24 protein-coding genes are annotated in these 26,662 nt (G+C 62.5%); 17 read left to right on the top strand and 7 right to left on the bottom strand.

The window, feature by feature from the left end; genetic code table 11:
• Position 1 precedes the first annotated feature (1 nt).
• Entirely contained in the window at positions 2 to 1,168 is a 1,167-nt protein-coding gene (locus ACVWZP_RS29770) for an aminotransferase-like domain-containing protein (RefSeq protein ID WP_457370364.1), read from the bottom strand.
• A gap of 81 nt (positions 1,169 to 1,249) precedes the next feature.
• On the opposite strand from ACVWZP_RS29770, the gene ACVWZP_RS29765 reads away from it, so the two are divergent.
• From ACVWZP_RS29765 to ACVWZP_RS29755, 3 genes are all read left to right on the top strand, one after another.
• The gene (locus ACVWZP_RS29765; RefSeq protein ID WP_046382563.1) at positions 1,250 to 1,684 is read left to right on the top strand and encodes a MarR family winged helix-turn-helix transcriptional regulator; all 435 of its coding nucleotides are present in this window, start codon (positions 1,250 to 1,252) and stop codon (positions 1,682 to 1,684) included.
• Between the two features lie 196 nt (positions 1,685 to 1,880).
• The gene (locus ACVWZP_RS29760) at positions 1,881 to 3,212 is read left to right on the top strand and encodes an NCS2 family permease (protein WP_167331342.1); all 1,332 of its coding nucleotides are present in this window, start codon (positions 1,881 to 1,883) and stop codon (positions 3,210 to 3,212) included.
• A 66-nt stretch (positions 3,213 to 3,278) separates the two neighbouring features.
• On the top strand, positions 3,279 to 3,920 hold the full coding sequence (locus ACVWZP_RS29755) for a LysE family translocator (protein ID WP_457370363.1): 642 nt from the start codon (positions 3,279 to 3,281) through the stop codon (positions 3,918 to 3,920).
• On the opposite strand, the gene ACVWZP_RS29750 is transcribed toward ACVWZP_RS29755, so the two are convergent.
• The gene (locus ACVWZP_RS29750) at positions 3,901 to 9,165 is read right to left on the bottom strand and encodes a dermonecrotic toxin domain-containing protein (RefSeq protein WP_457370362.1); all 5,265 of its coding nucleotides are present in this window, start codon (positions 9,163 to 9,165) and stop codon (positions 3,901 to 3,903) included. The two genes, ACVWZP_RS29755 and ACVWZP_RS29750, sit on opposite strands and share 20 nt — an antisense overlap.
• 147 nt (positions 9,166 to 9,312) lie before the next feature.
• Positions 9,313 to 9,666: a hydroxyisourate hydrolase gene (gene uraH, locus ACVWZP_RS29745; RefSeq protein WP_017845823.1), complete on the bottom strand. Its 354-nt coding sequence runs from the start codon at positions 9,664 to 9,666 to the stop codon at positions 9,313 to 9,315.
• 389 nt (positions 9,667 to 10,055) lie between these two features.
• Here uraH and puuE point away from each other — a divergent pair, with 389 nt between their 5' ends.
• The 7 genes from puuE to ACVWZP_RS29710 all read left to right on the top strand — a co-directional run bounded on the left by puuE (position 10,056) and on the right by ACVWZP_RS29710 (position 15,804).
• The gene (gene puuE, locus ACVWZP_RS29740) at positions 10,056 to 10,982 is read left to right on the top strand and encodes an allantoinase PuuE (protein ID WP_017845822.1); all 927 of its coding nucleotides are present in this window, start codon (positions 10,056 to 10,058) and stop codon (positions 10,980 to 10,982) included.
• Positions 10,979 to 11,494: a 2-oxo-4-hydroxy-4-carboxy-5-ureidoimidazoline decarboxylase gene (gene uraD, locus ACVWZP_RS29735; RefSeq protein ID WP_017845821.1), complete on the top strand. Its 516-nt coding sequence runs from the start codon at positions 10,979 to 10,981 to the stop codon at positions 11,492 to 11,494. Before puuE ends, uraD begins: the two co-directional genes overlap by 4 nt.
• 41 nt (positions 11,495 to 11,535) lie before the next feature.
• Positions 11,536 to 12,537, top strand: a complete 1,002-nt coding sequence (gene alc / locus ACVWZP_RS29730) for an allantoicase (RefSeq protein ID WP_017845820.1) — start codon at positions 11,536 to 11,538, stop codon at positions 12,535 to 12,537.
• Positions 12,538 to 12,678: 141 nt separating this feature from the next.
• Complete coding sequence (locus ACVWZP_RS29725) at positions 12,679 to 13,182, top strand: ureidoglycolate lyase (protein ID WP_017845819.1); 504 nt, start codon at positions 12,679 to 12,681, stop codon at positions 13,180 to 13,182.
• Positions 13,183 to 13,233: 51 nt separating this feature from the next.
• Positions 13,234 to 14,517 (top strand): urate hydroxylase PuuD, encoded by a 1,284-nt coding sequence (locus tag ACVWZP_RS29720; RefSeq protein ID WP_104902724.1) that lies wholly within the window; start codon positions 13,234 to 13,236, stop codon positions 14,515 to 14,517.
• A 300-nt stretch (positions 14,518 to 14,817) separates the two neighbouring features.
• Positions 14,818 to 15,003 (top strand): hypothetical protein, encoded by a 186-nt coding sequence (locus ACVWZP_RS29715; protein WP_128192346.1) that lies wholly within the window; start codon positions 14,818 to 14,820, stop codon positions 15,001 to 15,003.
• Positions 15,004 to 15,018: 15 nt separating this feature from the next.
• Positions 15,019 to 15,804: an outer membrane protein OmpK gene (locus tag ACVWZP_RS29710; protein ID WP_026139882.1), complete on the top strand. Its 786-nt coding sequence runs from the start codon at positions 15,019 to 15,021 to the stop codon at positions 15,802 to 15,804.
• A 46-nt stretch (positions 15,805 to 15,850) separates the two neighbouring features.
• Here the strand turns inward: ACVWZP_RS29710 and ACVWZP_RS29705 are convergent, their stop codons facing one another.
• Both ACVWZP_RS29705 and ACVWZP_RS29700 read right to left on the bottom strand, forming a co-directional pair.
• Positions 15,851 to 17,005 (bottom strand): patatin-like phospholipase family protein, encoded by a 1,155-nt coding sequence (locus ACVWZP_RS29705; RefSeq protein WP_017845816.1) that lies wholly within the window; start codon positions 17,003 to 17,005, stop codon positions 15,851 to 15,853.
• Between the two features lie 30 nt (positions 17,006 to 17,035).
• The gene (locus ACVWZP_RS29700; protein ID WP_057003886.1) at positions 17,036 to 17,971 is read right to left on the bottom strand and encodes a lipid A biosynthesis lauroyl acyltransferase; all 936 of its coding nucleotides are present in this window, start codon (positions 17,969 to 17,971) and stop codon (positions 17,036 to 17,038) included.
• A 119-nt stretch (positions 17,972 to 18,090) separates the two neighbouring features.
• Between ACVWZP_RS29700 and minC the strand changes: the two genes are divergently transcribed.
• From minC to ACVWZP_RS29665, 7 genes are all read left to right on the top strand, one after another.
• Positions 18,091 to 18,828, top strand: a complete 738-nt coding sequence (gene minC / locus ACVWZP_RS29695; RefSeq protein WP_017845814.1) for a septum site-determining protein MinC — start codon at positions 18,091 to 18,093, stop codon at positions 18,826 to 18,828.
• A gap of 200 nt (positions 18,829 to 19,028) precedes the next feature.
• Entirely contained in the window at positions 19,029 to 19,841 is an 813-nt protein-coding gene (gene minD, locus ACVWZP_RS29690; RefSeq protein WP_003209098.1) for a septum site-determining protein MinD, read from the top strand.
• Between the two features lie 3 nt (positions 19,842 to 19,844).
• The gene (minE, locus tag ACVWZP_RS29685; protein WP_003175252.1) at positions 19,845 to 20,099 is read left to right on the top strand and encodes a cell division topological specificity factor MinE; all 255 of its coding nucleotides are present in this window, start codon (positions 19,845 to 19,847) and stop codon (positions 20,097 to 20,099) included.
• Positions 20,100 to 20,195: 96 nt separating this feature from the next.
• Positions 20,196 to 20,831 carry an RluA family pseudouridine synthase gene (locus ACVWZP_RS29680; RefSeq protein WP_457370361.1) on the top strand — a complete coding sequence of 212 codons (636 nt, stop codon included), beginning with the start codon at positions 20,196 to 20,198 and terminating at the stop codon, positions 20,829 to 20,831.
• 161 nt (positions 20,832 to 20,992) lie between these two features.
• A complete protein-coding gene (locus tag ACVWZP_RS29675) occupies positions 20,993 to 22,282 on the top strand; it encodes a M18 family aminopeptidase (RefSeq protein ID WP_046382553.1) in 1,290 nt (429 codons plus the stop codon).
• 146 nt (positions 22,283 to 22,428) lie between these two features.
• Positions 22,429 to 22,605 carry a hypothetical protein gene (locus tag ACVWZP_RS29670; protein WP_017845812.1) on the top strand — a complete coding sequence of 59 codons (177 nt, stop codon included), beginning with the start codon at positions 22,429 to 22,431 and terminating at the stop codon, positions 22,603 to 22,605.
• A gap of 72 nt (positions 22,606 to 22,677) precedes the next feature.
• Positions 22,678 to 24,846 carry a mechanosensitive ion channel family protein gene (locus ACVWZP_RS29665; protein ID WP_457370360.1) on the top strand — a complete coding sequence of 723 codons (2,169 nt, stop codon included), beginning with the start codon at positions 22,678 to 22,680 and terminating at the stop codon, positions 24,844 to 24,846.
• A gap of 72 nt (positions 24,847 to 24,918) precedes the next feature.
• Here the strand turns inward: ACVWZP_RS29665 and ACVWZP_RS29660 are convergent, their stop codons facing one another.
• Both ACVWZP_RS29660 and ACVWZP_RS29655 read right to left on the bottom strand, forming a co-directional pair.
• Positions 24,919 to 25,140: an MbtH family protein gene (locus ACVWZP_RS29660; protein ID WP_017845810.1), complete on the bottom strand. Its 222-nt coding sequence runs from the start codon at positions 25,138 to 25,140 to the stop codon at positions 24,919 to 24,921.
• 82 nt (positions 25,141 to 25,222) lie between these two features.
• Complete coding sequence (locus tag ACVWZP_RS29655) at positions 25,223 to 26,635, bottom strand: aspartate aminotransferase family protein (protein ID WP_046382551.1); 1,413 nt, start codon at positions 26,633 to 26,635, stop codon at positions 25,223 to 25,225.
• Positions 26,636 to 26,662 lie beyond the last annotated feature (27 nt).

Raw genomic sequence — 26,662 nt, 5'->3', positions numbered from 1 at the left:
CTTATGCCGCTCGCGCGTGCTGTGCTTGACGGACCACTGCGGCCAGGCGCTTGAGACCTTCGTCCAGACGGGACGGGTCGATATGGCTGAAATTGAGCCGCAGCGAGCCAAGGTGCTGGTCCGGCTCGGAAAAGAACGGTTCACCGGGCATGAACGCGACGTTCTGATCGAGCGCAGGTGCCAACAAGGTGCGGGTGTCGAGCGGCTGTTTCAAGGTCAACCAGAAGAATAATCCGCCCTGGGGCACTTGCCAGTCGGCCAATTCGCCGAAATGCCACTCGAGCGCCGCCTGAAAAGCATCCCGGCGCGCGCGATAGAAACCGCGCAGCTCGACCAGATGCTGTTGATATTTCTCGCTGCCGAGCCACTGCATCGCCTGCCACTGGCCGACGCGGTTGGTGTGCAGGTCGGCCGACTGCTTGAGCTTGAGCAAGTGCGGGAACAGGTCGGGGCTGGCGATCAGGTAACCGACGCGCAGGCCGGGCAACAAGGTTTTCGACACGGTGCCGGTGTAGATCCAACTGGCCTTTTTCAGGCGGCCGGCGATGGGCTGCGCACTGCCGCCGTCGAAGGTCAGTTCGCGGTACGGTTCGTCTTCGATCAGGGTCACGTCGAACTCATCGAGCAGCGCCGCGACGGCTTCGCGCTTGGCCTCGCTGTAACGCACGGCCGACGGGTTCTGGAACGTCGGGATCAGGTAGATGAACGCTGGGCGGTAGCGTTCGAGACGTGAGCGCAACGCGGCGAGGTCCGGGCCGTCGGCTTCCAGTTGTACGGTGAGGCACTCGGCGCCGAACAGTTGGAAAATCTGCAAGGCCGCCAGGTAGGTCGGGCCTTCCAGGAGGATGTTCGTGCCCTTGTCGATATACAGCTTGGCCGCCAGGTCCAGGGTCTGCTGGGAACCGCTGACCACCAGCACCTGGCTGGCCTGGCACGGCACACCCAATGCACGCGCCTCGGCGGCGAGCAATTCACGCAGCTGCGGCTCGCCTTCGCTCATGCCATATTGGCCGATGTTCACCGGCATGTCGTCCCAGTTCAACGCGGGCAACATCGCTTCGGCCGGCAGCCCACCGGCGAACGACATCATTTCCGGGCGCTGGGCCGCCGCGAGGATTTCACGGATCAAGGAGCTTTTGAGGCGCGTAACACGTTCTGAGAAGGCCATAGGGTCACCGGTAGCAAAGCCTGTGGGAAATACGTCAAACTGGTTGACCGAAATTACGACGACTTGTGTGGATACGTCAATATGCTTGACCTTAAAAACCAGACCAGCCAGCAAACCGCCATGGAAGCGTTCTTCTTCGGCTACCAGGCGTTCACCGCCAAGGCCGACGAAATGCTGGAGCGCCGGGGCCTGAGCCGGGTGCATCAGCGCATCGTATTTTTTATCGCGCGCTACCCCGGCCTGAGCGTGAAGGAACTGCTGGAATTGCTCGGCGTGAGCAAGCAGGCGCTGAACATGCCGCTGCGCCAATTACAGGAAATGCACCTGGTGCAGAGCGTCGCGTCGGAGACCGACAAGCGCAAACGCCTGCTGGAATTGAGCGCCGAAGGCCTGCGTTTCGAGCAGTCCTTGCGCCGCGAACAGGTGAAGTTGTTGCAGCGCGCCTTCAATGAAGCGGGGGAAGCCGCGGTGAACGGCTGGCTGGCGGTCAATCAGGCGTTGAGTGCGGTGAATTAGCCTTTCATCCTTTTTTGCGCAGACAATCGAAAACATTATTTGCTTTTTTTGTATACAAAAGCATAATTCGCTTCGTGCGAGTTTCTGACCTATAAGTCAACAAACCCGCCAGTACCTCACAGCGCCTGCGCGCTGACCATAACAATAAAATGCTTGAGGAGTACTTGCTGTGGATAGCCGCAAATCCGAAGCCCCGCTGGACCTCGCCGCGCCGAACCTCTCCGCCGCCGACAGCGGCTGGCTCGAACGCCTGTTCAAACTGCGCGTGCATGGCACCACAGTGAAGACCGAGTTGATCGCCGGCCTCACGACGTTTATCACCATGGCCTACATCATCTTCGTCAACCCGAACATCATGGCCGATGCCGGTATCGATCACGGCGCCGCCTTTGTCGCCACGTGCATCGCTGCCGCGCTGGGGTGCCTGTTGATGGGCCTGTATGCCAACTGGCCGGTGGGCCTGGCGCCGGGCATGGGCTTGAACGCGTTCTTCACCTACACCGTGGTCGGGACCATGGGCTACACCTGGGAGACGGCCCTCGGCGCGGTGTTTATCTCCGGCGTGTTGTTCATGGTGCTGACGCTGTCGCGCATCCGCGAATGGCTGCTCAACAGCATTCCGGTGAGCCTGCGCCATGCGATGGGCGCCGGTGTCGGCTTGTTCCTCGGGGTGATCGGCCTGAAAACCGCCGGCATCATCGTCGACAGCCCGGCCACCCTGATCAAGCTCGGTTCGCTGCACGAGCCGGCACCGTTGCTGGCGGCCATCTGCTTTCTACTGATTGCCATCCTCAGCTACCACCGGGTGTTCGGCGCGATCCTCATCAGCATCATCGCCGTGACCCTCGCCGGCTGGGGCCTCGGGCTGGTGCACTACAACGGCATCCTCTCTACCCCGCCGAGCCTGGCACCGACCTGGTTAGCCATGGACGTGATGGGTGTATTCAATGTGAGCATGATCAGCGTGGTGTTCGCCTTTCTGTTTGTACACATGTTCGACACCGCCGGCACCCTGATGGGCGTCGCGCAACGGGCCGGGCTGGTCAACCCCGACGGCAAGATCCACAACCTGTCCCGCGCGTTGAAGGCCGACAGCGCCTCCAGCGTGTTCGGCGCCATGGTCGGCGTGCCGCCGGTGACCAGCTACGTGGAAAGTGCCGCCGGTGTCGCCGCCGGCGGCCGTACCGGGCTGACCGCCGTGACCGTGGGCGTGCTGTTTGTGGCGGCGATGTTTTTCGCGCCGCTGGCGGGCATGATTCCTGCGTATGCCACCGCCGGCGCGCTGATTTATGTGGCGATGCTGATGATGGCGAGCATGGCCCATATCAATTGGGACGACGCTACCGACAGCATTCCGGCGATCGTCACCGCGATCATGATGCCGCTGACCTTCTCGGTCGCCGACGGGATCGCCCTGGGCTTTATCACTTACGTGGCGCTCAAGGCCGGCAGCGGCAAGTACCGCGAAATTTCCGTCAGCCTGTGGGTGCTGTGCGCGATCTTTATCGCGAAATTCATCTTCCTCTAGGTCGGCACCCCCCGAAGAAACCGCCTCACCGTTGGGTGAGGCTTTTGCATGAAAGGAGCACTGTGAATGAACCTGGAAACCTGGCTGCTGTTCAGCGGCGCCGCGCTGGTGGTGATCCTGATCCCCGGCCCCCTGTCGTTGCTGATGATCAGCAACAGCTTGAACTACGGCCTGCGCCGTTCGTACCCGGCGTTCCTCGGCGGCGTGTTCGCCTCGATCTGCCTGTTGAGTGCCTCGGCACTCGGCCTGGGTGCGCTGTTGCTCGCGTCGGAACAATTGTTCAGCGCCTTGAAGATAGTCGGCGCGCTCTACCTGTTTTACCTCGCCTGGCAGAGCTGGCAGCAATCGCGCCAACCGGCCCACGGCGCGGTGGTGCCCCTGGCCGTCGCCACGCCGCGTTTTCGCGCCTTGTTTGGCCGTGCGTTTGTACTGGGCGCCAGCAACCCCAAGGACATCCTGTTCTTCGCCGCCTTCCTGCCGCAATTCCTCAGCAGCCAGCAGCCGTTTCTGCCGCAACTGCTGCTGATGATCGCCACCTGGTCCGTGCTCGACCTGTTGTGCAAGCTCGCCTACGGCCTTGGCGCCCACGGCGCGGCACGCTATCTGCGCAGCGGCAACGGCCAGAGCTGGTTCAACCGCACCAGTGCCGGGCTGTTCGGGGCGGCTGGCGCGGTCTCGCTGCTCAACGTCAGAGCGGGGTCACTTTGACAAAATACACGCTGGGGCGGACCGACCCCGTCGACTGCCACTGAATGCCGGCGGCGATCCGAACCAGACGGTTTTCCCGCAGCGCACTCTTGACCGCAGCCAACGCCAGCGAGGTCGGGTGTCTGATGATCGCGGCATTGAACCAATGGTCTGTCAGGCGGTTTTCCAACGGTACAGAGCCGCGCCCAAGCCAATGCAACGACACGTAGTACAGTTTGTTTGAACCGCAGCGCGAATGTGTCACGAGCAATTCATGGCTGGGCTTTTTGCCGCGCATGACCTGCAGTTCCTGCACGTCGAAGCCCTGTTGTTCGAGCACGCGCTTGACGGCTGCGCGCTGTGCAATCTCCCGCTGCGGCGCACGCGCGCGGCCGCCGGTGCGCAGGGTCGGGTCCAGGCCGGCGACATTGAAGTCGACGCGAGTGAAGCCCGGCGCCTTGCCGTCGAAGCCGATATAGATCGATCGGCCGCTGCTTTCGGTGGGCCGCAGCATTCTCAACAAATCATCGGTCTGGCCCAGCCGGCTGGCGGTGGGGGTCAACCAATTGTCCAGCGCTGCACGCACATTGAGCAGGTGGCTGGCCGTCGCCGAGCGAGAAGTATCGGCCAGTTCGACCAGCCGGGCGACGGCCATGCTGCGGCTATGAGTAGTAAGGTTCGGGAACGCCGTGGCGACAGACCGTTCCAACGGCGTGTCGAACAACGGCGCATGCAGCCGCCACTCACCCGCCTGGGTGCGTGATACCGGGATGGGCTGTTCCTCCAGCGCAGTGTCTGTCCAACGCTCAAGGTCCGCCCGGGCCAGTGATACCAGCGGTTCATCCTTGGTAATGAATGCAAGGCCGCTCCAGGGCGCACTGTCCCCCGGCGCCAGCACCCGGTAATAACCCACCCCCGATGCCGTCGGGCGGTCGTACTGGGCGCCGATATAGATGACATCGTAGGGAAACCCCGGCGGGTCCATATGCACATGAAACGTGCCGAACGCCGAGGAGCCAGGCACTTGGCCCGTGGGCACGCGCGCGCGCCAGGCGAACCACTCGGTGTTCGGCGCAGACGAGCGATAAATGCGGCTTTCCGTAGCGGCGCGCACCGTCGGTGGGCGCCAGTCCGGTGGCGGCGTCACGGGTGGACGCCATGGGTTGAGCACCCCGGAACTGGTGCCCGCGACCGGTTGCGGTGCATCCGCGCCGAGTAACCATTCCTTGGACTGGTGGATGTGCAAAATCAGTTCGTCCTGCCCCGGTGCCTGCGGGTTCTTCAGGCGAAACGCCGGTTCGTCTCCACGTCGGTAAAGGGGGTAAGTGTGGGTGTCGTCCGCCACAAAGAGCTCACCGTGTTTCACCTGCACGCCTGCCGTGTCCGGCCCTTTCAGCGCAACGGCGCCCTCAGGCACGCCGTTGATTTTGAAGCGATCCAAGGCCTTGAGCCGAGTCACGGGCGGCGTTGCCACGCGGGAAACCCCGACATCCGTCGCCATCCGTAAACGATGTAGCCGCCCCAGCACGGCCCTCAGCGCCGGCCGCGCGACACCTGCGCCGACACGTCCGACTTTCCTGGGGCCGGGGACAAAGTTCAGCAACACGTCGATCACCATAAAGGCGCTCATGAAACCCACATCGACCGCGTCCCGGGGGTCGCCGAAACGGTGATAACGCCGTGACACCAGCAGCAGCTCATGGAAGTCATTGAACGTCCCGTACAACGGCGAAAAAAACCCCACCAGCGCCCGTGCGCGGGTATCGCCCTGCTCATTCAGGCGCTGGTTCCGATAGTGCTCCAACGCCTTGCCGGAATGACTGGCCGCTTGAGTGCGGCGTTGCAGCTCCTGCACGCTGGCGTGGTAAAGCAATGCCTGGGCGTTGCAGTGGGGCACGGCCACAAGCGCGAGCCAGTCCTGCGGAGCACTGGCGATCTGTTCAAGGGTCTGGGCTTCGATCTCCTCGAGCACCACCGCAGGTTCCAGGTGCTTGATGCCGAATGAGCGCACGAAGTCGATCCCCCGCCAGATGCCCTTCATCATGAAAAACGCCGGTATGGCTTTCAGCGTTTTGGCGGCCTGGGCGCGCGCATCAACACCCTCCGGTGGCTGGGGGAGCGCCTCGAATGCCCAGCCCGGCGCGACCTGCCGCGCCAGTGTCTTGACGTTATCCGCTAACGCACCGATGCGGTTCAATGCAGCATGGGCCTGTTGCAAGCTGCCGTACTCGGTCAGGACCAGGGCCGGCGGCGCATCGGGCCAGTAAACCACGCACAGGTCGGTACGCGGGTCATGTACCGCGACGATCCCTGCGACATAGCGATCATGCTGCAGGGTGTGGCCGACCAGATGGACCACATACAGTTGCAGCGCGGGCTGACTGCTCGACAGGTCCTGCGGCGTGCGTGCCGCCATCGCCGTCTTGAACAGGCTTTGTGCCGTTGCCGTCAGCCCCCGTTGCACCGCATCGAACAGGTGATATGCAGCGCCCGCTTGCAAGGCGCGATTCAATAACCCAGGGATACGTCCGTTGCTGAGCACACGGTCGGTTTCACGACGGGGATAATAAACTTGGTGGATCAGGGCATCGTAGCGGCCACCGATGTCCAGCGAAGACACCAGGTCGATCAAGTAAGCGGCATTGAGGCGCTGTTTCCATTCGGGTTGCAGATAACGCGCGTGATCGAATCGCCACTGCGTCCAGGGTGCCAGCGGGTCCAGGTTATGCAGCGCCAGTTGCAGCAGGCTGAAGGAGGTGCGCGTCGCGGTCGGGGTCAGCACGATGCGGCGATCGCCCACGGCGCAGCCACTGGTCCAGCCACAGAAAGCGCCGTGGACATCATCGGGCATCTCAATCAACGCTTGGTCGATATCCAACTGCGGAAAAAAACCGTCCTCGCGCAAACGGGCGATCAAGGTGCGCCGGGCAAAGGTGTTCAGATCAGGCAGGCATTGCTCCAGCCGGCTTTTGAAGGCCAACGCGTTGCCCAGGTACAAGCGCAGCAAGCGCTTGAAGTGTTGACGCTGGGCCCGTGGTGCGTGCGCGAGCCAGGCGGGCAGGGTTTTCGCCTCAGACGCCGCCGTGCGCAGCAGCTCAATATTGGCCAGCGCCTGGCTCAGGGCATTATTGGGCGGGATCTTCAACTGCGCGTCCAGATCGACCATCAGCAGCGCGCGGCTCAGGTCGGCATCCGTCACTTCGCTGAACACCCGCGTGATGTCCTCGCTGCTGCGGTGTAAGCGGTCGTAGCTCCCCAGCAGATTCTTGAGCGCAGCCAGCGCGGGCTTGCCGTTGATTTCAACGTAGCGCACACCGAGTGTTTGCGCGGCGGCATGGGCGCGCAGGTCGGCGCGTTTATCGTGCTCGACGCAGCGCCACAACACCGAGTCGTCTGGGCTGTTCAGGCTTGCCTTGAGGCTGCGGGTCAACGCGTCCAGCCCGGCAAACGCCTTGATCCCACCCTCCACGCCGAAAGCGTAAAGCACCACCGGCAGTTGGCGCGACGAGCGCTCTGGCGCCGCAGCCGTGGTCACCACCCACACGTTATGGAGCGGGTAGAAAGCGTCCGGCGCGCTGCCCACCGCGATCGACAGCACTTGGGCAAGACTACCCGGGCGACGGCTGGCCAACGGTTGGTCGACCACCTCGATCATCAGGTCGCGATGCGCCGTACTGATCAGCTTGAGGCGGTGTTGCAACTCCACCTCGCAACGCAGGGCCGCGGTTTGGGCCTGCATAAACAACGACACGCGCCTGGGCGTGCCCGCTCCCCCCGGACGTTCAGCCCAAAAAGCCAACTCAAGCAGCCGTTGCCCGGCATCTTGCATCAACGTATTCAACGCTTGGATATGCACGTCAATTTGGCTCATCAGCGACGCAATGACCCGGTACGCCAGGGTATCCGCGCTGGGATCAGCCGGGACCAGCAGCGCGAGCAGCGCATCTTCGTAGCGTGCGACCTGACGCTGCGCCGTGTGCAGGGCCAGTCCGGAGGCCGTGCTGGCGAAGATGATTTCTGCGCCTCGGCGTTGCCGGTCCCACTTGAGTAATTGCGCGCCGATCACGCCAAGCCGAGCGCCGCCGACCCATTGCTGCCTCGCCCCTTCGACCGCGGCCAGAAACGGTGCGGCATCCGGCAGTCGAGGCCGCCCTTCGGAAAACACGTAGCCGTCATTCATCTTCGCCGCACACGCCAACTCGTTGCTCCATTGCCCACTCAGCAAGGCCTCGGCACCCAGCGCCAGCGCATCGGCCATCAGCGGCAGGCCGCGCATAAAGGCGCTCGTCGCAGACAAGGCAGCGGGGCGGTACACGTTATCGCGCCGACTTAACGGCAGGCACTGCCAGAGCGCGTGAAACCGCGACCGGTCCAGCGCCAGCAGGCCGTCCTGCAGGGCGGCGAAGGACGGGTACTCGTAGAAGTTGCGGCCCCCACCCGGCAGGTAAACCACGTGCGGCGCATCGCTGGGGTCGCCCTCGCGATACAGATGCAGTGCCCCTGGGATCGCGACCGCCGATGCCCCCGGCCACAGCAACTGGCCGACGCGCAGCGTAGCCCAAGCCCCGCCCGCACGTCGGCGCGCCTCGGCGCTGGGCGCATCGATCAGGGCCTGAACCATGGCGAATCCCGCACGCGATAGCTCGTCCAGTTGCCACGCCAAAAAGGCCCGGTCCGCAAACAGCTCCGTGTGCAACTCGACCCAGCGTTCCCGGCGTGTGAGCCAGGTGCCCTGCGCCAGGCAGTCCCAGTAGGCGCTCACCGCATGGGCGAGCCGCTCGAACAGCTGCAGCGCGACGACGCGGCGCAGGGCTTCCAGCGGCGTATACGGCAAGCGCCGCTCCGGCGCGTCTTTGACACTCAGGGCGGTGAATTGATTGACGTTGATCATCACCGTCGGCAGGACCAGCAACGCCAGCGCCCGCTCGGTCAGGCTCTCGACTTTGCGCGGCGCGGCGGGCGGCTTGGGCTCGCTGAACAAGAGGTGGTCCGGTTCCATTTCGAAGGCTTTGCGCAGCTCGGCGCGGATGACCGTCAAGACTTTCGGCGAACGGCCTATCAGCCGCGCCAGCGCGCGTGTCGTGGCGACGCAACGCGCGTCGGCAAGCGCAATTCGATTGATCAGGCGACTGGGGTGCGTGTAGGCGTTGATCCGCTGTATCAGTTGCTCGCGAATCGCCTGCGTTTGTACTTGGGCGGCAAGGTCCGGGTCGTCGGCATTAACGGTGTCGGGTGAAGCACTCGCGTGATCGGGGGACGAGGTCATGGGGTTTTCTTCTGCATGAGGAAAACACCCAGCCTAGGCAGCGCCGCAGGGCAAAAGGCGCTAGATAGTTGCATGCGCAAGCGGCATAAAAAAGCCCGCAGTGTGGGCGGGCAAAAAAACCAACGAAGAGCGTCGAGGGGATGATGCTCAGCTACCGCGATAGGTGGAATAGCTATAAGGCGAAATCAACAGCGGCACATGGTAGTGCTCCTGTTCGGCGCTGATGCCGAAGCGCAGCACCACCACGTCGAGGAACGCCGGCTCCGGCAATTGCACGCCACGCGCCCGGTAATAGTCGCCGGCGCTGAATTGCAGTTGGTACACACCGCTGCGGTAGGCGTCGCCTTGCAGCAACGGTGCGTCGCAGCGGCCGTCGCTGTTGGTGACGGCAGTGGCGACCAGTTCCAGTTGCGCGCCGTCGACGCGGTACAGCTCAACCGTGATGCTGCTGCCGGGACAGCCGTGAGCGGCGTCCAAAACGTGTGTGGTCAAACGTCCCATGGCGTGTACGCGCCTCCCGAGGTCAGTAGAAATGAGTGCCGCACTTTTTCAGGGCAGCGAAAAAGCTGGTGCGGGACGATTAAGACACTTTTCAAAAAAATTGTACACAATAAAAATCACAAACCTTGCGATCCTTCCACTGGCCTGGCGCGACCGGCCGATTCATGAGTCATCCTTGCTTTTAAACGACCTTTTGTCCATTAGCTGACCAGTCAGGCAAGTTTCTTGCTACACCCTTGAAGGTGAGCGTTGCGGAAAAAATGCAGAAATCCGGGCTTACAAAGTGGCGAATAAGTTGTATACAATCACTCATCGCTGTGACGCCACTCAGTCTTTTCACTGCCCGGCCGCCACACCCACCGCTACCACGCACAAGAAGGAAGACTGCAGTGAGCGCTGACTACCCACGCGACCTGATCGGTTACGGCAGTAACCCTCCTCACCCCCACTGGCCGGGCAAGGCACGCATTGCGTTGTCTTTTGTACTCAACTACGAAGAAGGCGGCGAGCGCAATATCTTGCACGGTGACAAAGAGTCCGAAGCCTTCCTTTCCGAAATGGTCTCGGCCCAGCCGCTGCAAGGCGAGCGCAACATGAGCATGGAGTCGCTGTACGAATACGGCAGCCGTGCCGGCGTGTGGCGCATCCTCAAATTGTTTAAAGCATTCGATATCCCGCTGACCGTCTTCGCCGTGGCCATGGCCGCCCAGCGCCACCCGGACGTGATCCGCGCGATGGTCGCCGCCGGCCATGAAATCTGCAGCCACGGCTACCGCTGGATCGACTACCAGTACATGGACGAGGCCCAGGAGCGCGAGCATATGCTCGAAGCCATCCGCATCCTCACCGAACTGACCGGCGAACGCCCGCTGGGCTGGTACACCGGCCGCACCGGTCCGAATACGCGGCGCCTGGTGATGGAGGAAGGCGGCTTCCTCTACGACTGCGACACCTACGACGACGACCTGCCCTACTGGGAACCCAACAACCCCACCGGCAAGCCGCACCTGGTGATCCCTTACACCCTGGACACCAACGACATGCGCTTCACCCAGGTGCAAGGCTTCAACAAGGGCGATGACTTTTTCGAGTACCTCAAAGACGCTTTCGACGTGCTCTACGCCGAAGGCGCCGACGCGCCGAAGATGCTTTCCATCGGCCTGCACTGCCGCCTGATCGGCCGCCCGGCGCGCCTCGCGGCGTTGAAGCGCTTTATCGAATACGCCAAGGGCCATGAACAGGTGTGGTTCACCCGCCGGGTCGACATTGCCCGCCACTGGCACGCCACTCACCCTTATAAGGGTGCAGCACAATGACCAGGTTCCAGACCGTCAAACCGTCGACCTTGAGCCGCGATGCATTCATCAGCGCCTTTGCCGACATCTACGAACATTCGCCATGGGTGGCCGAAAAGGCCTTCGACCTGGGGCAGGACGCTTCGCTCGACGAGATCGAAACCCTGCACCAGCGCATGCGCGATATCCTGCTCAGCGCCGATCACGCCACGCAACTGGCGCTGATCAACGCTCACCCGGACCTGGCAGGCCGTGCAGCCGTCCAGGGCCAACTGACCGAAGCCAGCACTCATGAACAAGCCGGCGCCGGTATTCACCAATGCACGGCCGAAGAGTTCTCACGCTTCACCGAGCTGAATGAGGCCTACAAGGCCAAGTTCAAGTTTCCCTTCATCATGGCGGTAAAAGGCAGCAACCGGCATCAGATCATCAAAGCGTTCGAAACGCGCATCCACCACCCGGTCGACACCGAGTTCAAGTGCGCGCTGGACGAGATCAACAAGATCGCGTTGTTCCGCTTACTGACCCTCTAAACGACCATCCCCAGCCACTCTATCCAAGGCAGACAAGAAGAATGAAAGCGCAACCCGTACCTTTCGAAAAGTTCGTCAACCTGGCCGACGCCCGCCTCGGCACCAAAATCATCTCGGTGACCGATGACTGGTTCGCCGACGCCAACCGCCTGTTCCAGCCGACCCCGGCGGTGTGGAAGGAGGGCGTTTTCGATGACAACGGCAAGTGGATGGACGGCTGGGAGTCGCGCCGCAAGCGCTTCGAAGGCTACGACAGCGCGGTGATCCGCCTGGGCGCACCCGGTTCGATCAAGGGCGTGGACATCGACACTTCATTCTTCACCGGCAACTTCCCGCCGTCGGCCTCCCTGGAAGCCTGCTTCCTCGCCTCGGGCGAGCCGGATGACAGCACCCAGTGGGTGGAAGTGCTGTCGGCCGTCGAGCTGCAAGGCAACAGCCACCATTACCACGCGATCAACCACGACCAGGCCTTCAGCCACCTGCGCTTCAACATCTACCCGGATGGCGGCGTGGCCCGTCTGCGCGTGTACGGTGTGCCGTTCCGCGACTGGTCCGCAGTGGGCGACAACGAACAGGTCGACCTGGCGGCGGCGTTGAACGGCGGTCGAGCCCTGGCCTGTTCCGACGAACACTTCGGCCGCATGGGCAACCTCCTCAACCCCGGCCGTGGCGTCAACATGGGTGACGGCTGGGAAACCGCGCGGCGTCGCACGCCAGGCAATGACTGGGTGATCGTCGCGCTCGGGCATGCGGGCGAGATCGAGAAAGTCATCGTCGACACCCTGCACTTCAAGGGCAACTACCCGGACACCTGCTCGATCCAGGCCGCGTTCGTGAAAGGCGGCACCGACAGCCAGATCGAAACCCAATCGCTGTTCTGGCGCGAACTGCTGCCGGCGCAGAAGCTGGAAATGCACGCCGAACACACCTTCGCCGAGCAGATCAAGGCGCTGGGGCCGATCACCCACATCCGCCTGAACGTGTTCCCGGATGGCGGTGTGAGTCGCCTGCGCGTCCTGGGCAAGGTCGCCAAGTCATGCTGAACCTGTAGGAGCGAGCTTGCTCGCGAAAAACTCAAGGACACCGCGTTCATTCAGGATGCACGCGTTATCGTTGACGACCTTCGCGAGCAAGCTTGCTCCTACAACGGTCCATCAATAACCCAACAGATTAAGAAGCCAGCCATGCGCACACTGATGATCGAACCCCTGACCAAAGAAGCCTTCGCCCCCTTCGGAGACGTGATCGAAACCGACGGCAGCGAGCACTTCATGATCAACAACGGGTCGACCATGCGTTTTCACAAGCTGGCAACGGTGGAAACCGCCCAGCCGCAAGACCACGCCATCATCAGCATCTTCCGCGCCGACGCGCTGGAAATGCCGCTGACCGTGTGCATGCTGGAGCGACACCCGCTGGGCAGCCAAGCCTTCATTCCGCTGCTCGGCAACCCCTTTCTGATCGTGGTCGCGCCACTTGGCGATGCACCTGTATCAGGCTTGGTCCGCGCCTTCGTCACCAACGGCAGGCAGGGCATTAATTACCATCGCGGCGTCTGGCACCACCCGGTGCTGACGATCGAAAAGCGGGATGACTTCCTGGTGGTTGATCGCAGTGGCACAGGCAATAACTGCGATGAGCATTTTTTCAAAGAGGATGAGCGGTTGATCCTCGCCCCCCACCAATAAGAGAAGGCCGGATCACCCGACAACAAGGGTGACAGGCGAGAGGTAAAGACTGTGGAAGCACATCTGTTGGAATGGCTGAACCTCAGCGTGCGCTGGGTTCATATGATCACTGGCGTGGCCTGGATCGGCGCGTCGTTTTACTTCGTCTGGCTGGAAAACAACCTCAACCGCGTCAACCCCAAGGACGGCCTGTCCGGTGACTTGTGGGCGATCCACGGTGGCGGTATCTACCACCTGGAAAAATACAAACTGGCCCCGCCGACCATGCCGGACAACCTGCACTGGTTCAAATGGGAAGCCTATTTCACCTGGATGTCGGGCGTCGCGCTGCTGTGCGTGGTGTTCTACCTCAACCCGACGCTGTACCTGCTCGCCCCCGGCAGCAGCCTGAGCGGCACCGAAGGCGTGTTGCTGGGCATCGGCTCACTGTTCGCCGGCTGGTTCATCTACTCCTTTCTCTGCGACTCGGCCCTGGGCAAACGCCCGGCGCTGCTCGGCTTGATCCTGTTCGTGCTGTTGATCGCGGCGGCATACGGCTTCAGCACAGTGTTCAGCGGCCGGGGCGCGTACCTGCATGTGGGGGCGATCATCGGCACCATCATGGTGGGCAACGTGTTCCGCATCATCATGCCGGCACAACGCGCGCTGGTGGCGGCGATCGCGGAGCAGCGCACGCCGGACCCGGCCCTGCCGGCCAAGGGCTTGCTGCGTTCACGGCACAACAACTACTTCACCTTGCCGGTGCTGTTCATCATGATCAGCAACCACTTCCCGAGCACCTACGGCAGCCACTACAACTGGCTGATCCTGGCGGGGATCGCGGTGGCGGCGGTGTTGGTGCGGCATTATTTCAACACCCGGCACAACAGCCAGAAATATGCCTGGACCTTGCCGGTGGGCGCGTTGGCGATGATTTGCCTGGCGTATGTCACCGGGCCCAAGCCGATCGCCGAAGTGGCCAAGGCACCGGCGGCCATCGAGTACCAGCCGTTGCCGGAGACCGCATTGGGCGGCGGCGAGAAACCCGTCGCACCGGCCGCCCCCGCTGCGGCACCCGTGCCGGCCCAGGCGACGGTCGACTTCGACAAGGTGCATGGGGTGATCCAGGCACGCTGCGCCGTGTGCCATTCGGCCAAGCCCACCAGCCCGCTGTTCAGCACCGCACCGGCGGGGGTGATGTTCGACACGCCGACGCAGATCCAGCAACAGGCCGCGCGCATTCAGGCGCAGGCCGTGGCGAGCCAGATCATGCCGTTGGGCAACATCACCCAGATGACCCAGCAGGAACGCGATCTGATCGGCACCTGGATCAACCAGGGCGCCCGCACGAACTGACTGACTCACACAGATCCCAATGTGGGCGGTTCTGAACGACCCGCCGTCGCCCACACTCATTGATTCCTTCGTCACAACAAAAACAATAACGAACAGGGAACGCCCACATGTACACCTTTGACCTGGGGACGGCCACAAGCCGTGCCCCATTCTCGCCCCACGCGCGCTCTAACAGCGCACTTGAGCCAAGGCTTTGGAGCCAGTATTCTCCGCGCCCGCTCGAATCGACTGAAAAAAAAACAGCGAATGTAAAAGCTGACTGCAAGGCCAACTTATCCCGGCCTGCGGGCGGCGGCCCAAGTGCGCAAAAGCCCTCTGAATTCGACTGCAGCCGCTGCAGCCGACGGGGATTTTTTTGGCTTTTTTTACACCTTGGCGCAGCTCTTGCTAAAAGCATTAAAGCTGACCGAACAGACGATTTTTTTCAGCGAACCAAAAGGCGCCACACCAGAGCGCCTGCTTAGAAGAAAAACCATAAAACTTTAACTCGGGAGCAACCGAATGAAACCTATGTTCAAAGGCCTGATGCTGGCGGCAACCCTGCTGGCGGGCGGCCAAGCCGTTGCCGGCGACTTGTTGCAGTGGCAGAACAACAGCCTGACGTACCTGTGGGGCAAAAACTTCACCGTCAACCCGCAGATCCAACAGACCGTCACGTTTGAACACGCCGATGCGTGGAAGTACGGCGACAACTTCTTTTTCCTCGACCGCATCTTTTACAACGGCAAGGAAGACGGCAACGTCGGCCCCAGTACTTACTACGGCGAGTTCAGCCCGCGTCTATCGTTCGGCAAGATTTTCGACAAGGACTTGTCCTTCGGACCGATCAAAGATGTATTGCTGGCATTCACTTATGAGTTCGGCGAAGGCGATAACGAATCGTACCTGCTGGGCCCGGGCTTCGACCTGAACATCCCTGGTTTCGACTACTTCCAGTTGAACTTCTACCAGCGCCAGACCGAAGGCAATCGCCCGGGCGACGGTGTGTGGCAGATCACCCCGGTGTGGTCGTACACCCTTCCCGTGGGCAACTCCAACATCCTGATCGACGGCTATATGGATTGGGTGGTCGACAACGACAAGAACGCCCGTGGCACTTATCACGCCAACCTGCACTTCAACCCACAAGTCAAATATGACCTGGGCAAGGCGTTGAACTGGGGCGAGAAACAGCTGTACGTCGGTTTTGAATACGACTACTGGAAGAACAAGTATGGGATCGAAGATTCCGGCGCGTTCAAGACCAACCAGGATACCGCGAGCTTTTTGGTCAAGTACCACTTCTGACCACACCGCGGGCCTGATGGGGGAGCTGGCGTGCCTGCTCCCAAATTCAGCTAGGGGACAGCCCCAAAAACCGGGTTATCTCCTCGCGCTTGGCCAGCGCATCACTGCGCCCCAACTCGATCAACTCGCTGCAATACCCCGCCTCGAACAGCAAGTAACTGAGCACCCCCGCCCCGCTGGTCTTGGTCGCACCCGGCCCGCGCAGAAACAGGCGCAACGCCGCGGGCAATTCCTGCCGATGCCGCGCCGCGATTTCATCGATCGGCTGACTCGGCGCAATCACCAGCACATCCACCGGCGCCAGGCCCCGGGCCGCGCTGTCGGCGGGCTGAAAATGGCTGAACTGGTTCAAGCGCTCCAGCAACTCGATATCGCTTTCCAGGCTGTCAATGAACGTGCTGTTGAGCATGTGCCCACCGATCTGCGCCAGGGTCGGCTGCTGGCCGGTGTAGGCGCGCTGCGAGGCGTGTTCATGCTCGACGCCGCGCGGGTTGCCGCTGACACCCACCACCAGCACGCGGCTGGCGCCCAGGTGCAAGGCCGGGCTGATGGGGGCCGATTGCCGCACCGCGCCATCGCCGAAATACTCCTGGTCGAGCTTCACCGGAGCAAACAGCAAGGGGATCGCCGAACTGGCCAACAGGTGTTCGACCGTGAGCCGGCTGGGCACACCGATACGTCGATGGCGCAGCCAGGCATCGATGGTGCCGCCGCCCTGGTAAAAGGTCACTGCTTGCCCGGACTCGTAACCGAAGGCCGTGACCGCCACCGCCTTCAGGTGTTTTTCGCGGATGGCCTGGTCGATGCCATCCAGGTGCAGCATCTCGTGCAGCAGGTCCCGCAGCGGCGCGCTGTTGAGCAGCGCCACCGGGACCTGGGCGCCCAGGCCGAGCAGGCTGTGGAAACAGAAACGAGCGGCCTGGTGAATCACCCCCGGCCAATCGCTGCGCAGCACCAGGTGGCTGCGAAAGCCCTGCCAGAACGCCGTCAGACGCTCGATCGCCGCGCTGAAGTCCATGGCGCCGCTGGCCAGGCTCACCGCGTTGATCGCGCCGGCCGATGTGCCGACGATCACCGGAAACGGATTGGCCGCGCCCGGCGGCAGCAACTCGGCAATCGCCGCCAGTACCCCCACCTGATACGCCGCACGCGCCCCGCCGCCGGAAAGAATCAAGCCTGTAACCGGTTCAGCTGGGCGCATTGCGTCACTCCATGTAGAGAAAGGCGGGTCTTACCGACGGCGTTTTTCGTACAACTTGGGCTCACCCGGCGGCCGGCTCTTGAAGCGGCGATGGGTCCACAGGTATTGCTCGGGGCATTCGCGCACCGAGGTCTCGACCCACTGGTTGATGCGCAGGCAATCGATCTCATCGGTTTCGCCGGGGAAATCGCTCAACGGCGGGTGGATCACCAGGCGATAACCGCTGCCGTCGGCCAGGCGCTCCTGGGTAAACGGCACCACCAGCGCCTTGCCCAGGCGGGCGAACTTGCTGGTAGCGGTCACGGTGGCGGCCTGGATGCCGAACAGCGGCACGAAGATACTTTGCTTGGCGCCGTAGTCCTGGTCCGGCGCGTACCAGATGGCGCGGCCGGCGCGCAGCAGCTTGAGCATGCCGCGCACGTCTTCACGCTCCACGGCCAGGGAGTCGAGGTTGTGGCGCTCGCGGCCACGGCGTTGGATAAAGTCGAACAGCGGGTTGCCGTGCTCGCGGTACATGCCGTCGATCGTGTGTTTTTGCCCGAGCAGGGCCGCGCCGATTTCCAGGGTGGTGAAATGCAGGGCCATGAGGATCACGCCCTTGCCGTCCAACTGAGCCTGCTTGAGGTGCTCCAGGCCTTCGACGTGGGCCAGCCGCGCCAGGCGCTGGCGCGACCACCACCAACTCATGGCCATTTCAAAGAAGGCGATGCCGGTGGAGGCGAAGTTTTCCTTGAGCAAATGTTTACGCTCTTGCGCGGACTTTTCCGGGAAGCACAGTTCCAGGTTGCGCGCGGCGATGCGGCGACGTTCGCCGGCCACGCGGTACATGCCCGCGCCCAGCAGGCGACCAATGGTCAGCAGCGCGCGGTATGGCAATTGAGTGACCAGCCACAACAGGCCGAGTCCCAGCCATAGCAGCCAAAATCGCGGGTGAAAAAATACAGCTCGAAAACGCGGGCGATCCATTACAGATTCCGGTAAAGACAAGGGCCGCGCATTCTACAACGGTTCGACTCGGCTTGCGGCCAGTGGTTGTTCTCGTTATAAGTCTCGACACTTTTCGTGACAAGCCGCTTTTGCCGACCATGAGCCAAACCGAACCGCTAGACCAAGATCCCGTGTTCCAGCTGAAAGGCAGCATGCTCGCCATTACCGTGCTGGAATTGGCCCGCAATGACCTCGACGCCCTGGACCGCCAGCTCGCCGCCAAGGTCGCCCTGGCACCGAACTTTTTCAACAACGCGCCGCTGGTGCTGGCCCTGGACAAGCTGCCAGCCGGCCAAGGCGCAATCGACCTGCCGGGCCTGATGCGCGTGTGCCGCTCCCATGGCCTGCGCACCCTGGCGATTCGTGCCAGCCGTATCGAAGACATTGCCGCCGCCATCGCTATTGAACTGCCAGTACTGCCACCGTCCGGTGCCCGCGAGCGCCCACTCGATCCGCTGGCCGGTGAAGTGAAGAAAAAACCGGAAAAACCGCCGGAGCCGACGGTCAAGCCGACCAAGATCATCACCTCCCCCGTGCGCGGCGGGCAGCAGATTTACGCCCAGGGCGGCGACCTGGTGGTGATCTCGTCGGTCAGTCCGGGCGCGGAACTTCTGGCCGATGGCAACATCCATGTATACGGCCCCATGCGCGGACGTGCCCTCGCCGGCATCAAGGGTGATACCAAGGCACGTATTTTTTGCCAGCAGTTGACCGCTGAACTCGTTTCGATCGCGGGTCAGTACAAGGTTTCCGAAGATTTGCGCCGCGATCCGCTGTGGGGCGCCGCGGTACAAGTCAGCCTGTCGGGCGATGTGTTGAACATCATCCGTCTTTAACGGATACTGCCGCATTTTCCAAGCATCTCTAGACTCTGATAGCACAGCGAAACCGGCAAGACTTGCGTAGGACTAGTTTGAAGTTGGCGTTTCCACGCGGAAACCACCTCTTTTCCCTACAAAGGCTGTCCGCCTGCAGCGAGCTCCAAGAGATGTTTTTCGGGGGCTGAAAAGTCCTTTTTCCTTAGGGGTGAAACACCTTGGCCAAGATTCTCGTGGTTACATCCGGCAAGGGTGGTGTGGGTAAGACCACCACCAGCGCCGCTATCGGTACCGGCCTCGCTCTGCGCGGCCACAAGACAGTCATCGTCGACTTCGACGTCGGTTTGCGTAACCTCGACCTGATCATGGGCTGCGAACGCCGCGTGGTGTACGACTTCGTCAACGTGGTCAACGGTGAAGCCAACCTGCAACAGGCCCTGATCAAGGACAAGCGCCTTGAGAACCTGTACGTACTGGCCGCCAGCCAGACCCGCGACAAAGATGCGCTCACCAAGGAAGGCGTAGGCAAAGTCCTCGCTGAACTGAAGGAAACCTTCGAATACGTGGTGTGCGACTCCCCGGCCGGTATCGAAACCGGTGCTCACCTGGCGATGTACTTCGCCGACGAAGCCATCGTGGTGACCAACCCGGAAGTCTCCTCGGTACGTGACTCGGACCGCATGCTCGGCCTGCTGGCCAGCAAGTCCCAGCGCGCCGAAAAAGGCGAAGACCCGATCAAGGAGCACCTGCTGCTCACCCGCTACAACCCTGAGCGCGTCAGCAATGGCGAGATGCTCGGCGTTGAAGACGTCAAAGAGATCCTCGCAGTGACCCTGCTGGGTGTCATTCCCGAGTCCCAGGCGGTGCTGAAGGCCTCCAACCAGGGCGTCCCGGTGATTCTGGACGACCAGAGCGACGCCGGCCAGGCGTACAGCGACGCGGTTGATCGCTTACTGGGCAAGACCGTGGAACACCGCTTCCTCGATGTCAAGAAGAAGGGATTCTTCGAGCGTATCTTTGGAGGCAACTAAACAATGAAATTTCTCGACTTCTTTCGCGCCAACAAAAAGCCAAGTACCGCGTCGGTAGCGAAAGAGCGTCTACAGATCATCGTGGCGCACGAACGCGGCCAACGCAGCACCCCGGACTACCTGCCAGCCTTGCAGAAGGAACTGGTCGAAGTGATCCGCAAGTACGTCAATATCGGTAACGACGACGTACATGTCGCCCTGGAAAACGACGGCAGCTGCTCGATTCTGGAACTCAATATCACCCTGCCCGATCGTTGATCGAAAGGGCGGTCGCCACGGCGGCTCCGTCACCTTGATCCCTTTGCGGGAGCCGGGTGATCGAGCCGCCGTTGGCGTTTGTTACGAGGCTGTTTAATGCCGTTGTCCAACATCCATATCCTCTACCAGGACGCCGCCGTCCTGGTGGTGAACAAGCCGACTCTGCTGCTCTCGGTGCCCGGCCGCGCCGACGACAACAAGGACTGCCTGATCACCCGTCTGCAGGAAAACGGCTACCCAGCGGCCCGAATCGTCCATCGCCTGGATTGGGAAACTTCCGGGATCATCCTGCTCGCGCGGGACGCCGACACCCACCGCGAACTGTCCCGCCAGTTTCATGACCGCGAAACCGAAAAGGCCTACACCGCCCTGGCCTGGGGTCAACCGGAACTGGACAGCGGCAGCATCGACCTGCCCCTGCGCTACGATCCGCCGACCAAGCCACGCCATGTGGTCGACCACGAGTTCGGCAAGCATGCGCTGACCTTCTGGAAGGTGCTGGAGCGTTGCGGTGACTGGTGCCGCGTCGAGCTGACGCCGATCACCGGGCGCTCGCACCAGTTGCGGGTACACATGCTTTCCATCGGCCACCCGCTGCTCGGCGACGGCTTGTACGCCCATGAACAAGCCCTGGCCGCCTGGCCGCGCCTGTGCCTGCACGCGAGCATGCTGAGCTTCACCCACCCGCAAAGCGGCGAGCGGCTGCGCTTCGAGTGCCCGGCGCCCTTCTAAAGCTGTAAACACCGTCAAATGTGGGAGGGGATTGCAGTGGGTCAGTGAACAAATGCAGTGACTGACACTCCGCCATCGGGGGCAAGCCCCCTCCCACATTTGTGCTGTGCACTTCTCGCCATCGAACGGTAAACTCCGCGCATTGCTGTCTGGAGCTATTTATGCGCGAAGCGTTGAATCAAGGCCTGATCGACTTCCTCAAGGCCTCCCCTACTCCTTTTCATGCCACTGCGGCCCTGGCCCAACGCCTCGAAGCGGCCGGTTACCAGCGTCTCGACGAGCGCGACACCTGGACCACCGAAGCCAACGGGCGCTATTACGTGACCCGCAACGACTCATCGATCATCGCCTTCAAGCTCGGCCGCCACTCGCCGCTGCAGGGCGGTATCCGCTTGGTCGGCGCCCACACCGACAGCCCGTGCCTGCGGGTCAAGCCGCAACCCGAGCTGCAACGCCAGGGTTTCTGGCAACTGGGCGTCGAAGTCTACGGCGGCGCGTTACTGGCGCCGTGGTTCGACCGCGACCTGTCCCTGGCCGGCCGCGTGACCTTCCGCCGCGACGGCAAGGTCGAAAGCCAGCTGATCGACTTCAAGCTGCCGATTGCCATCATCCCCAACCTGGCGATCCACCTGAACCGTGAAGCCAACCAGGGCTGGGCGATCAATGCCCAGACCGAACTGCCGCCGATCCTCGCGCAGTTCGCCGGCGACGAGCGCGTGGACTTCCGCGCCGTGCTCACCGAGCAGTTGGCTCGCGAGCACGGGCTGAACGCCGATGTGGTGCTCGATTACGAGCTGAGCTTCTACGACACCCAAAGCGCCGCCGTGATCGGCCTCAATGGCGACTTCATCGCCGGCGCCCGCCTGGACAACCTGCTGTCGTGCTACGCCGGCCTGCAAGCCTTGCTCACCAGCGAGACCGATGAAACCTGCGTGCTGGTGTGCAACGACCACGAAGAAGTCGGCTCCTGCTCGGCCTGCGGTGCCGATGGCCCGATGCTCGAGCAGACCCTGCGCCGCCTGCTGCCCGAAGGTGATGAATTTGTCCGCACCATTCAGAAATCGCTGCTGGTATCGGCCGACAATGCCCACGGCGTCCACCCGAACTATGCCGACAAGCATGACGCCAACCACGGCCCGAAACTCAATGCCGGCCCGGTGATCAAGGTCAACAGCAACCAGCGCTACGCCACCAACAGCGAAACCGCCGGTTTCTTCCGCCACCTGTGCATGGCCGAGGAAGTCCCGGTGCAGAGCTTTGTGGTGCGCAGCGACATGGGCTGTGGCTCGACCATCGGCCCGATCACTGCCAGCCACCTGGGCGTGCGGACCGTCGACATCGGTTTGCCGACGTTCGCCATGCACTCCATTCGCGAACTGTGCGGCAGCCATGACCTGGCACATCTGGTGAAAGTGCTCGGCGCGTTCTACGCAAGCCGCGATCTGCCCTGATCCAAAGGCCGAATGCAGTTAAACATGTGGGAGGAGCAAGCCCCCTCCCACATTTGGCTTCGCGTGGACCTGATCTATATCACCTGCATTTCCCGCAATCCCACCTAGACTTGTCAGTATTCCCACTCTGAGAAGGCCATCGCCTCATGATCACCATGTCCTCCTTCCACGCCATGCTCATCCCTATCCTGATCGGCATGATCATGCTCGCGGTCGGCTTCAACTTTCGTGACAAGCCCCTCGGCGTGTTCGGCATGTGGATCGGCATGCTGTTGATTCTGGGCACCGTGGTTTACAAGATCCTCGCTAAACTCGCTGAATAACAAATGCACTCGCATTGGGCATAGGGGCCTCGTACACTCGGTCAATTCGTCGTTTTCAAGGTTGACCGCCTCGTGCTTTCCCGTCTGCTTGCCCTGCCCTGCTGTTTGCTGATCGCCCTGCTCACCCTGCTCCCGCTCGCCCCGGCCCAGGCCGTGGGTTTGCCCGGGCTGCTGGGTGGCACCAGCAAGCCGCAACCCCAGGCCGAGCTGCCGCTGGGGCAGTCGCTGGACGAGGTGATCAAGACTCTGGAAAACGACCAGCAACGCACCCAGTTGCTGAACGACCTGAAAAAGCTGCGCCAGACCACGCAAAAGGCCCAGCCGGCCGCCGAACAAGGCGTGCTCGGGCTGATCGGCAGCACGCTGTCCGGCCTTGAGCAGCAGTTTTCCGGCGCCGACAGCCCACTGGGACGCTGGTCCGACGAAGTGGACATGGCCTCGGATGAACTCAAGGCCTTGATGCTGCCGGCCAGCGAATGGCTGCCGATCATCTTCGGTTTTGCCCTGATCCTCGCCGTGTGGAGCCTGCTGGCCGCCGCGCTGATCTGGCTCAGCCACCGGGTGCGCGAACGCTTCGGCCTGACCGAAGAACTGCCGCAACACCCGCGCACCTGGGACTTGCTGCGCTTCGCCCTGCGCAAACTGGGGCCGTGGCTGATCGCGCTGGTGATCACCGTGTACCTGAGTTACGCGCTGCCCTCGTCCCTGGGCAAATCCCTGGCGATGGTGCTGGCGTATGCGCTGGTGGTTGGCACCTGTTTCTCGGCGATCTGCGTGATCGCATTCTCCGTGCTGGACGGCCCCCATCGCCGTCACGCGTTGTATATCCTGCGGCGCCAGGCGTTCCGGCCGCTGTGGTGGATCGGCAGTTTCGCCGCCTTTGGCGAAGCCCTGGGCGACCCCAGGCTGGTCGCTGCGCTGGGCCAGCACCTGGCGCACACGGCGGCAACCGTCGCCAATGTGATGGCCGCGTTGTCCACCGGCGTGTTCATCCTGCGCTTCCGCCGGCCGATTGCGCACCTGATCCGCAACCAGCCGCTGTCCCGCCGCCTGACCCGCCGCGCCCTCAGCGACACGATCGAAATCATCGGCACCTTCTGGTACATCCCGGCCCTGCTGTTGGTCGGCATTTCACTGTTCGCCACCTTCGTCTCCGCCGGCGACACCAGCACCGCCTTGCGCCAGTCGCTGCTCTGCACGGTGTTGCTGGTGCTGTGCATGGTGATCAACGGCCTGGTACGCCGCCATGCCCTCAAGCCGCAACGCGGGCACAAGCGCCATGCGCTGTACTCCGAGCGCTTGAAGAGTTTCGTCTACACCCTCGCCCACCTGCTGGTGTGGCTGACGTTTATCGAGCTGGGGCTACGGGTCTGGGGCCTGTCGCTGATCCGCTTCACCGAAGGCGACGGCCATGAAATCAGCGTCAAGCTGTTCGGCCTCGGCGGCACGCTGCTGTTTGCCTGGCTGATCTGGATTCTCAGCGACACCGCGATCCATCACGCCCTCACCCGTTCGCGCAAAGGCCTGGCCAACGCCCGTGCGCAGACCATGATGCCGCTAATCCGCAACGTGCTGTTCGTGACCATCTTCATCATTGCCGCCATCGTCGCCCTGGCCAACATGGGCATGAACGTCACGCCGCTGCTGGCCGGTGCCGGTGTGATCGGCCTGGCCATCGGTTTTGGCGCGCAGTCGCTGGTGGCGGACTTGATCACCGGCCTGTTCATCATCATCGAAGACTCCCTGGCCATCGACGACTACGTCGACGTCGGCGGCCACCTCGGCACGGTCGAGGGCCTGACCATCCGTACTGTGCGCCTGCGCGACATCGACGGCATCGTGCATACCATCCCGTTCAGCGAGATCAAGAGCATCAAGAACTACTCCCGTGAGTTCGGCTACGCGATCTTCCGGGTAGCGATCCCCTACAACATGGAAATCGACGATGCGATCAAGTTGATGCGCGACGTCGGCCAGAAAATGCGCAACGACCCGCTGCAACGCCGCAATATCTGGTCACCGCTGGAGATTCAGGGCGTGGAAAGTTTCGAGTCGGGCAGCGCGATTCTGCGGGCGCGCTTCAAGACTGCGCCGATCAAGCAATGGGAGGTGTCGCGGGCGTTCAACCTGTCGCTGAAACGTCATCTGGACGAGGCTGGGCTGGACCTGGCCACGCCGCGCCTGAGTGTGCAAGTGGTGACCGGCGCGTCGGGCGGGCTGGAGAAAGACAAGAACGCCTGAGTCCTGAGGGTCAATGTGGGAGCAAGCGGTCGAGCCCCACATTGGATCTTCGCTGATGTCAGTGTCGCGGGCTCAAGCCAGCGCGGTGCCGTCCATTTTCTGGCGCAGGCTCAACGGACGCATGTCGGTCCAGACCTCTTCGATGTAGGCCAGGCACTCCTTCTTCATGCCGCTCTTGCCCACGGTGCGCCAGCCTTCCGGCACGGCCTTGTAGTCGGGCCAGATCGAATACTGTTCTTCATGGTTGACCACTACCTGAAACAGGATGTCGTCGCGGTCGAATACTGAGGTCATTGCTGTTCTCCATCGCTCAAAGGCCGGCTGCGCACCACGCGCAGCGCTGATATCTGTAGGAACGTACCAGGCGGGTAAAAAATTAGAGGCTGGCGACCGCCGCAGCCAGGGCACGCCCGAAGATCTCGGCGACCTGGTCGATCTGGGCGGCGCTGATCACCAACGGCGGCAGGAAGCGCACCACGCTGCCATGGCGGCCGCCCAGTTCCAGAATCAGGCCGCGCTTGAGGCATTCACGCTGCACCAGCGGCGCCAGTTGGCGGTGGACCGGCGGGTGGCCCTGGATATCCGGCGCGCCGTTCGGGTCCACCAGTTCCACGCCGAGCATCAGACCGCGCCCGCGAATATCGCCCAATTGCGCAAAGTCGCGCTGCAGGATGCGCAACTGCTCCGCCAGGCGCTCGCCCATCGCCGCCGCATGGCCGGCCAGGTCGTGCTCCTTGAGGTAGCGCATCACCGCCGACCCTGCCGCCATCGCCATCTGATTGCCACGGAAGGTGCCAGCATGGGCGCCCGGCAACCAGGTGTCGAGCCAGTCGCGGTACACCACCACCGCCAACGGCAGGCTGCCGCCGATGGCCTTGGACATCACCACCACATCCGGAATGATGCCCGCGTGTTCGAAGGCGAACATCTTGCCGGTGCGCGCGAAACCGCTCTGGATTTCATCGACGATCAACGCCACACCCGCCTGCTCGGTAATCCGCCGCAGGCCGCGCAGCCAGTCGAGGTCCGCCGGGATCACGCCACCCTCGCCCTGCACCACTTCGACAATCACCGCCGCCGGCAACAGCACCCCGGCTTCCGGGTCGTTGAGCAGGTTTTCCAGATAATGCAGGTTGACCCGCACGCCTTGCGCGCCGCCCAGGCCGAACGGGCAGCGGTAATCGTAGGGGAACGGCAGGAATTGCACGCCATTGCCGAGCAAGGCGCCCAAGGGTTTCTTCGGCCCCAGGCTGCCCATCAAGCTCAGCGCGCCCTGGCTCATGCCGTGATAACCGCCCTGGAACGACAACACCGTGCTACGCCCCGTGGCGGTGCGTACCAGCTTCAACGCGGCCTCCACCGCGTCAGTGCCGGTGGGGCCGCAGAACTGGATTTTCGCCTCCTGCGCCAACGCGGCCGGCAACAGGCCGAACAGGTCTTGCACGAATTGATCCTTGACCGGGGTGGTCAGGTCGAGGGTGTGCAACGGCAGTTCGTCGCTCAACACCTGCTGGATGGCGGCGATCACCACCGGGTGGTTATGCCCCAACGCCAAGGTACCCGCGCCGGCCAGGCAGTCGATGAAACGGCGGCCTTCCACGTCTTCCACGTAGATGCCCTTGGCGCGCTTGAGTGCCAAAGGGATGCGCCGCGGGTAGCTGCGGGCGTTGGACTCCTGCTGACGCTGGCGTGCCAGCAGCGGGCTTTCGTCGAACTGGTAGAGCGTTTCCACGGGCGCCGGGCTGACCTGCACCCGAGCGTCTGCGATTTGGCTGGTAGCGACTGACATCTCTGGATCCCTCGATACGCGGGTGAT

It is taken from the genome of Pseudomonas sp. TE36184, assembly GCF_054060055.1.
This window is presented reverse-complemented; position numbering and strand designations above follow the sequence as displayed.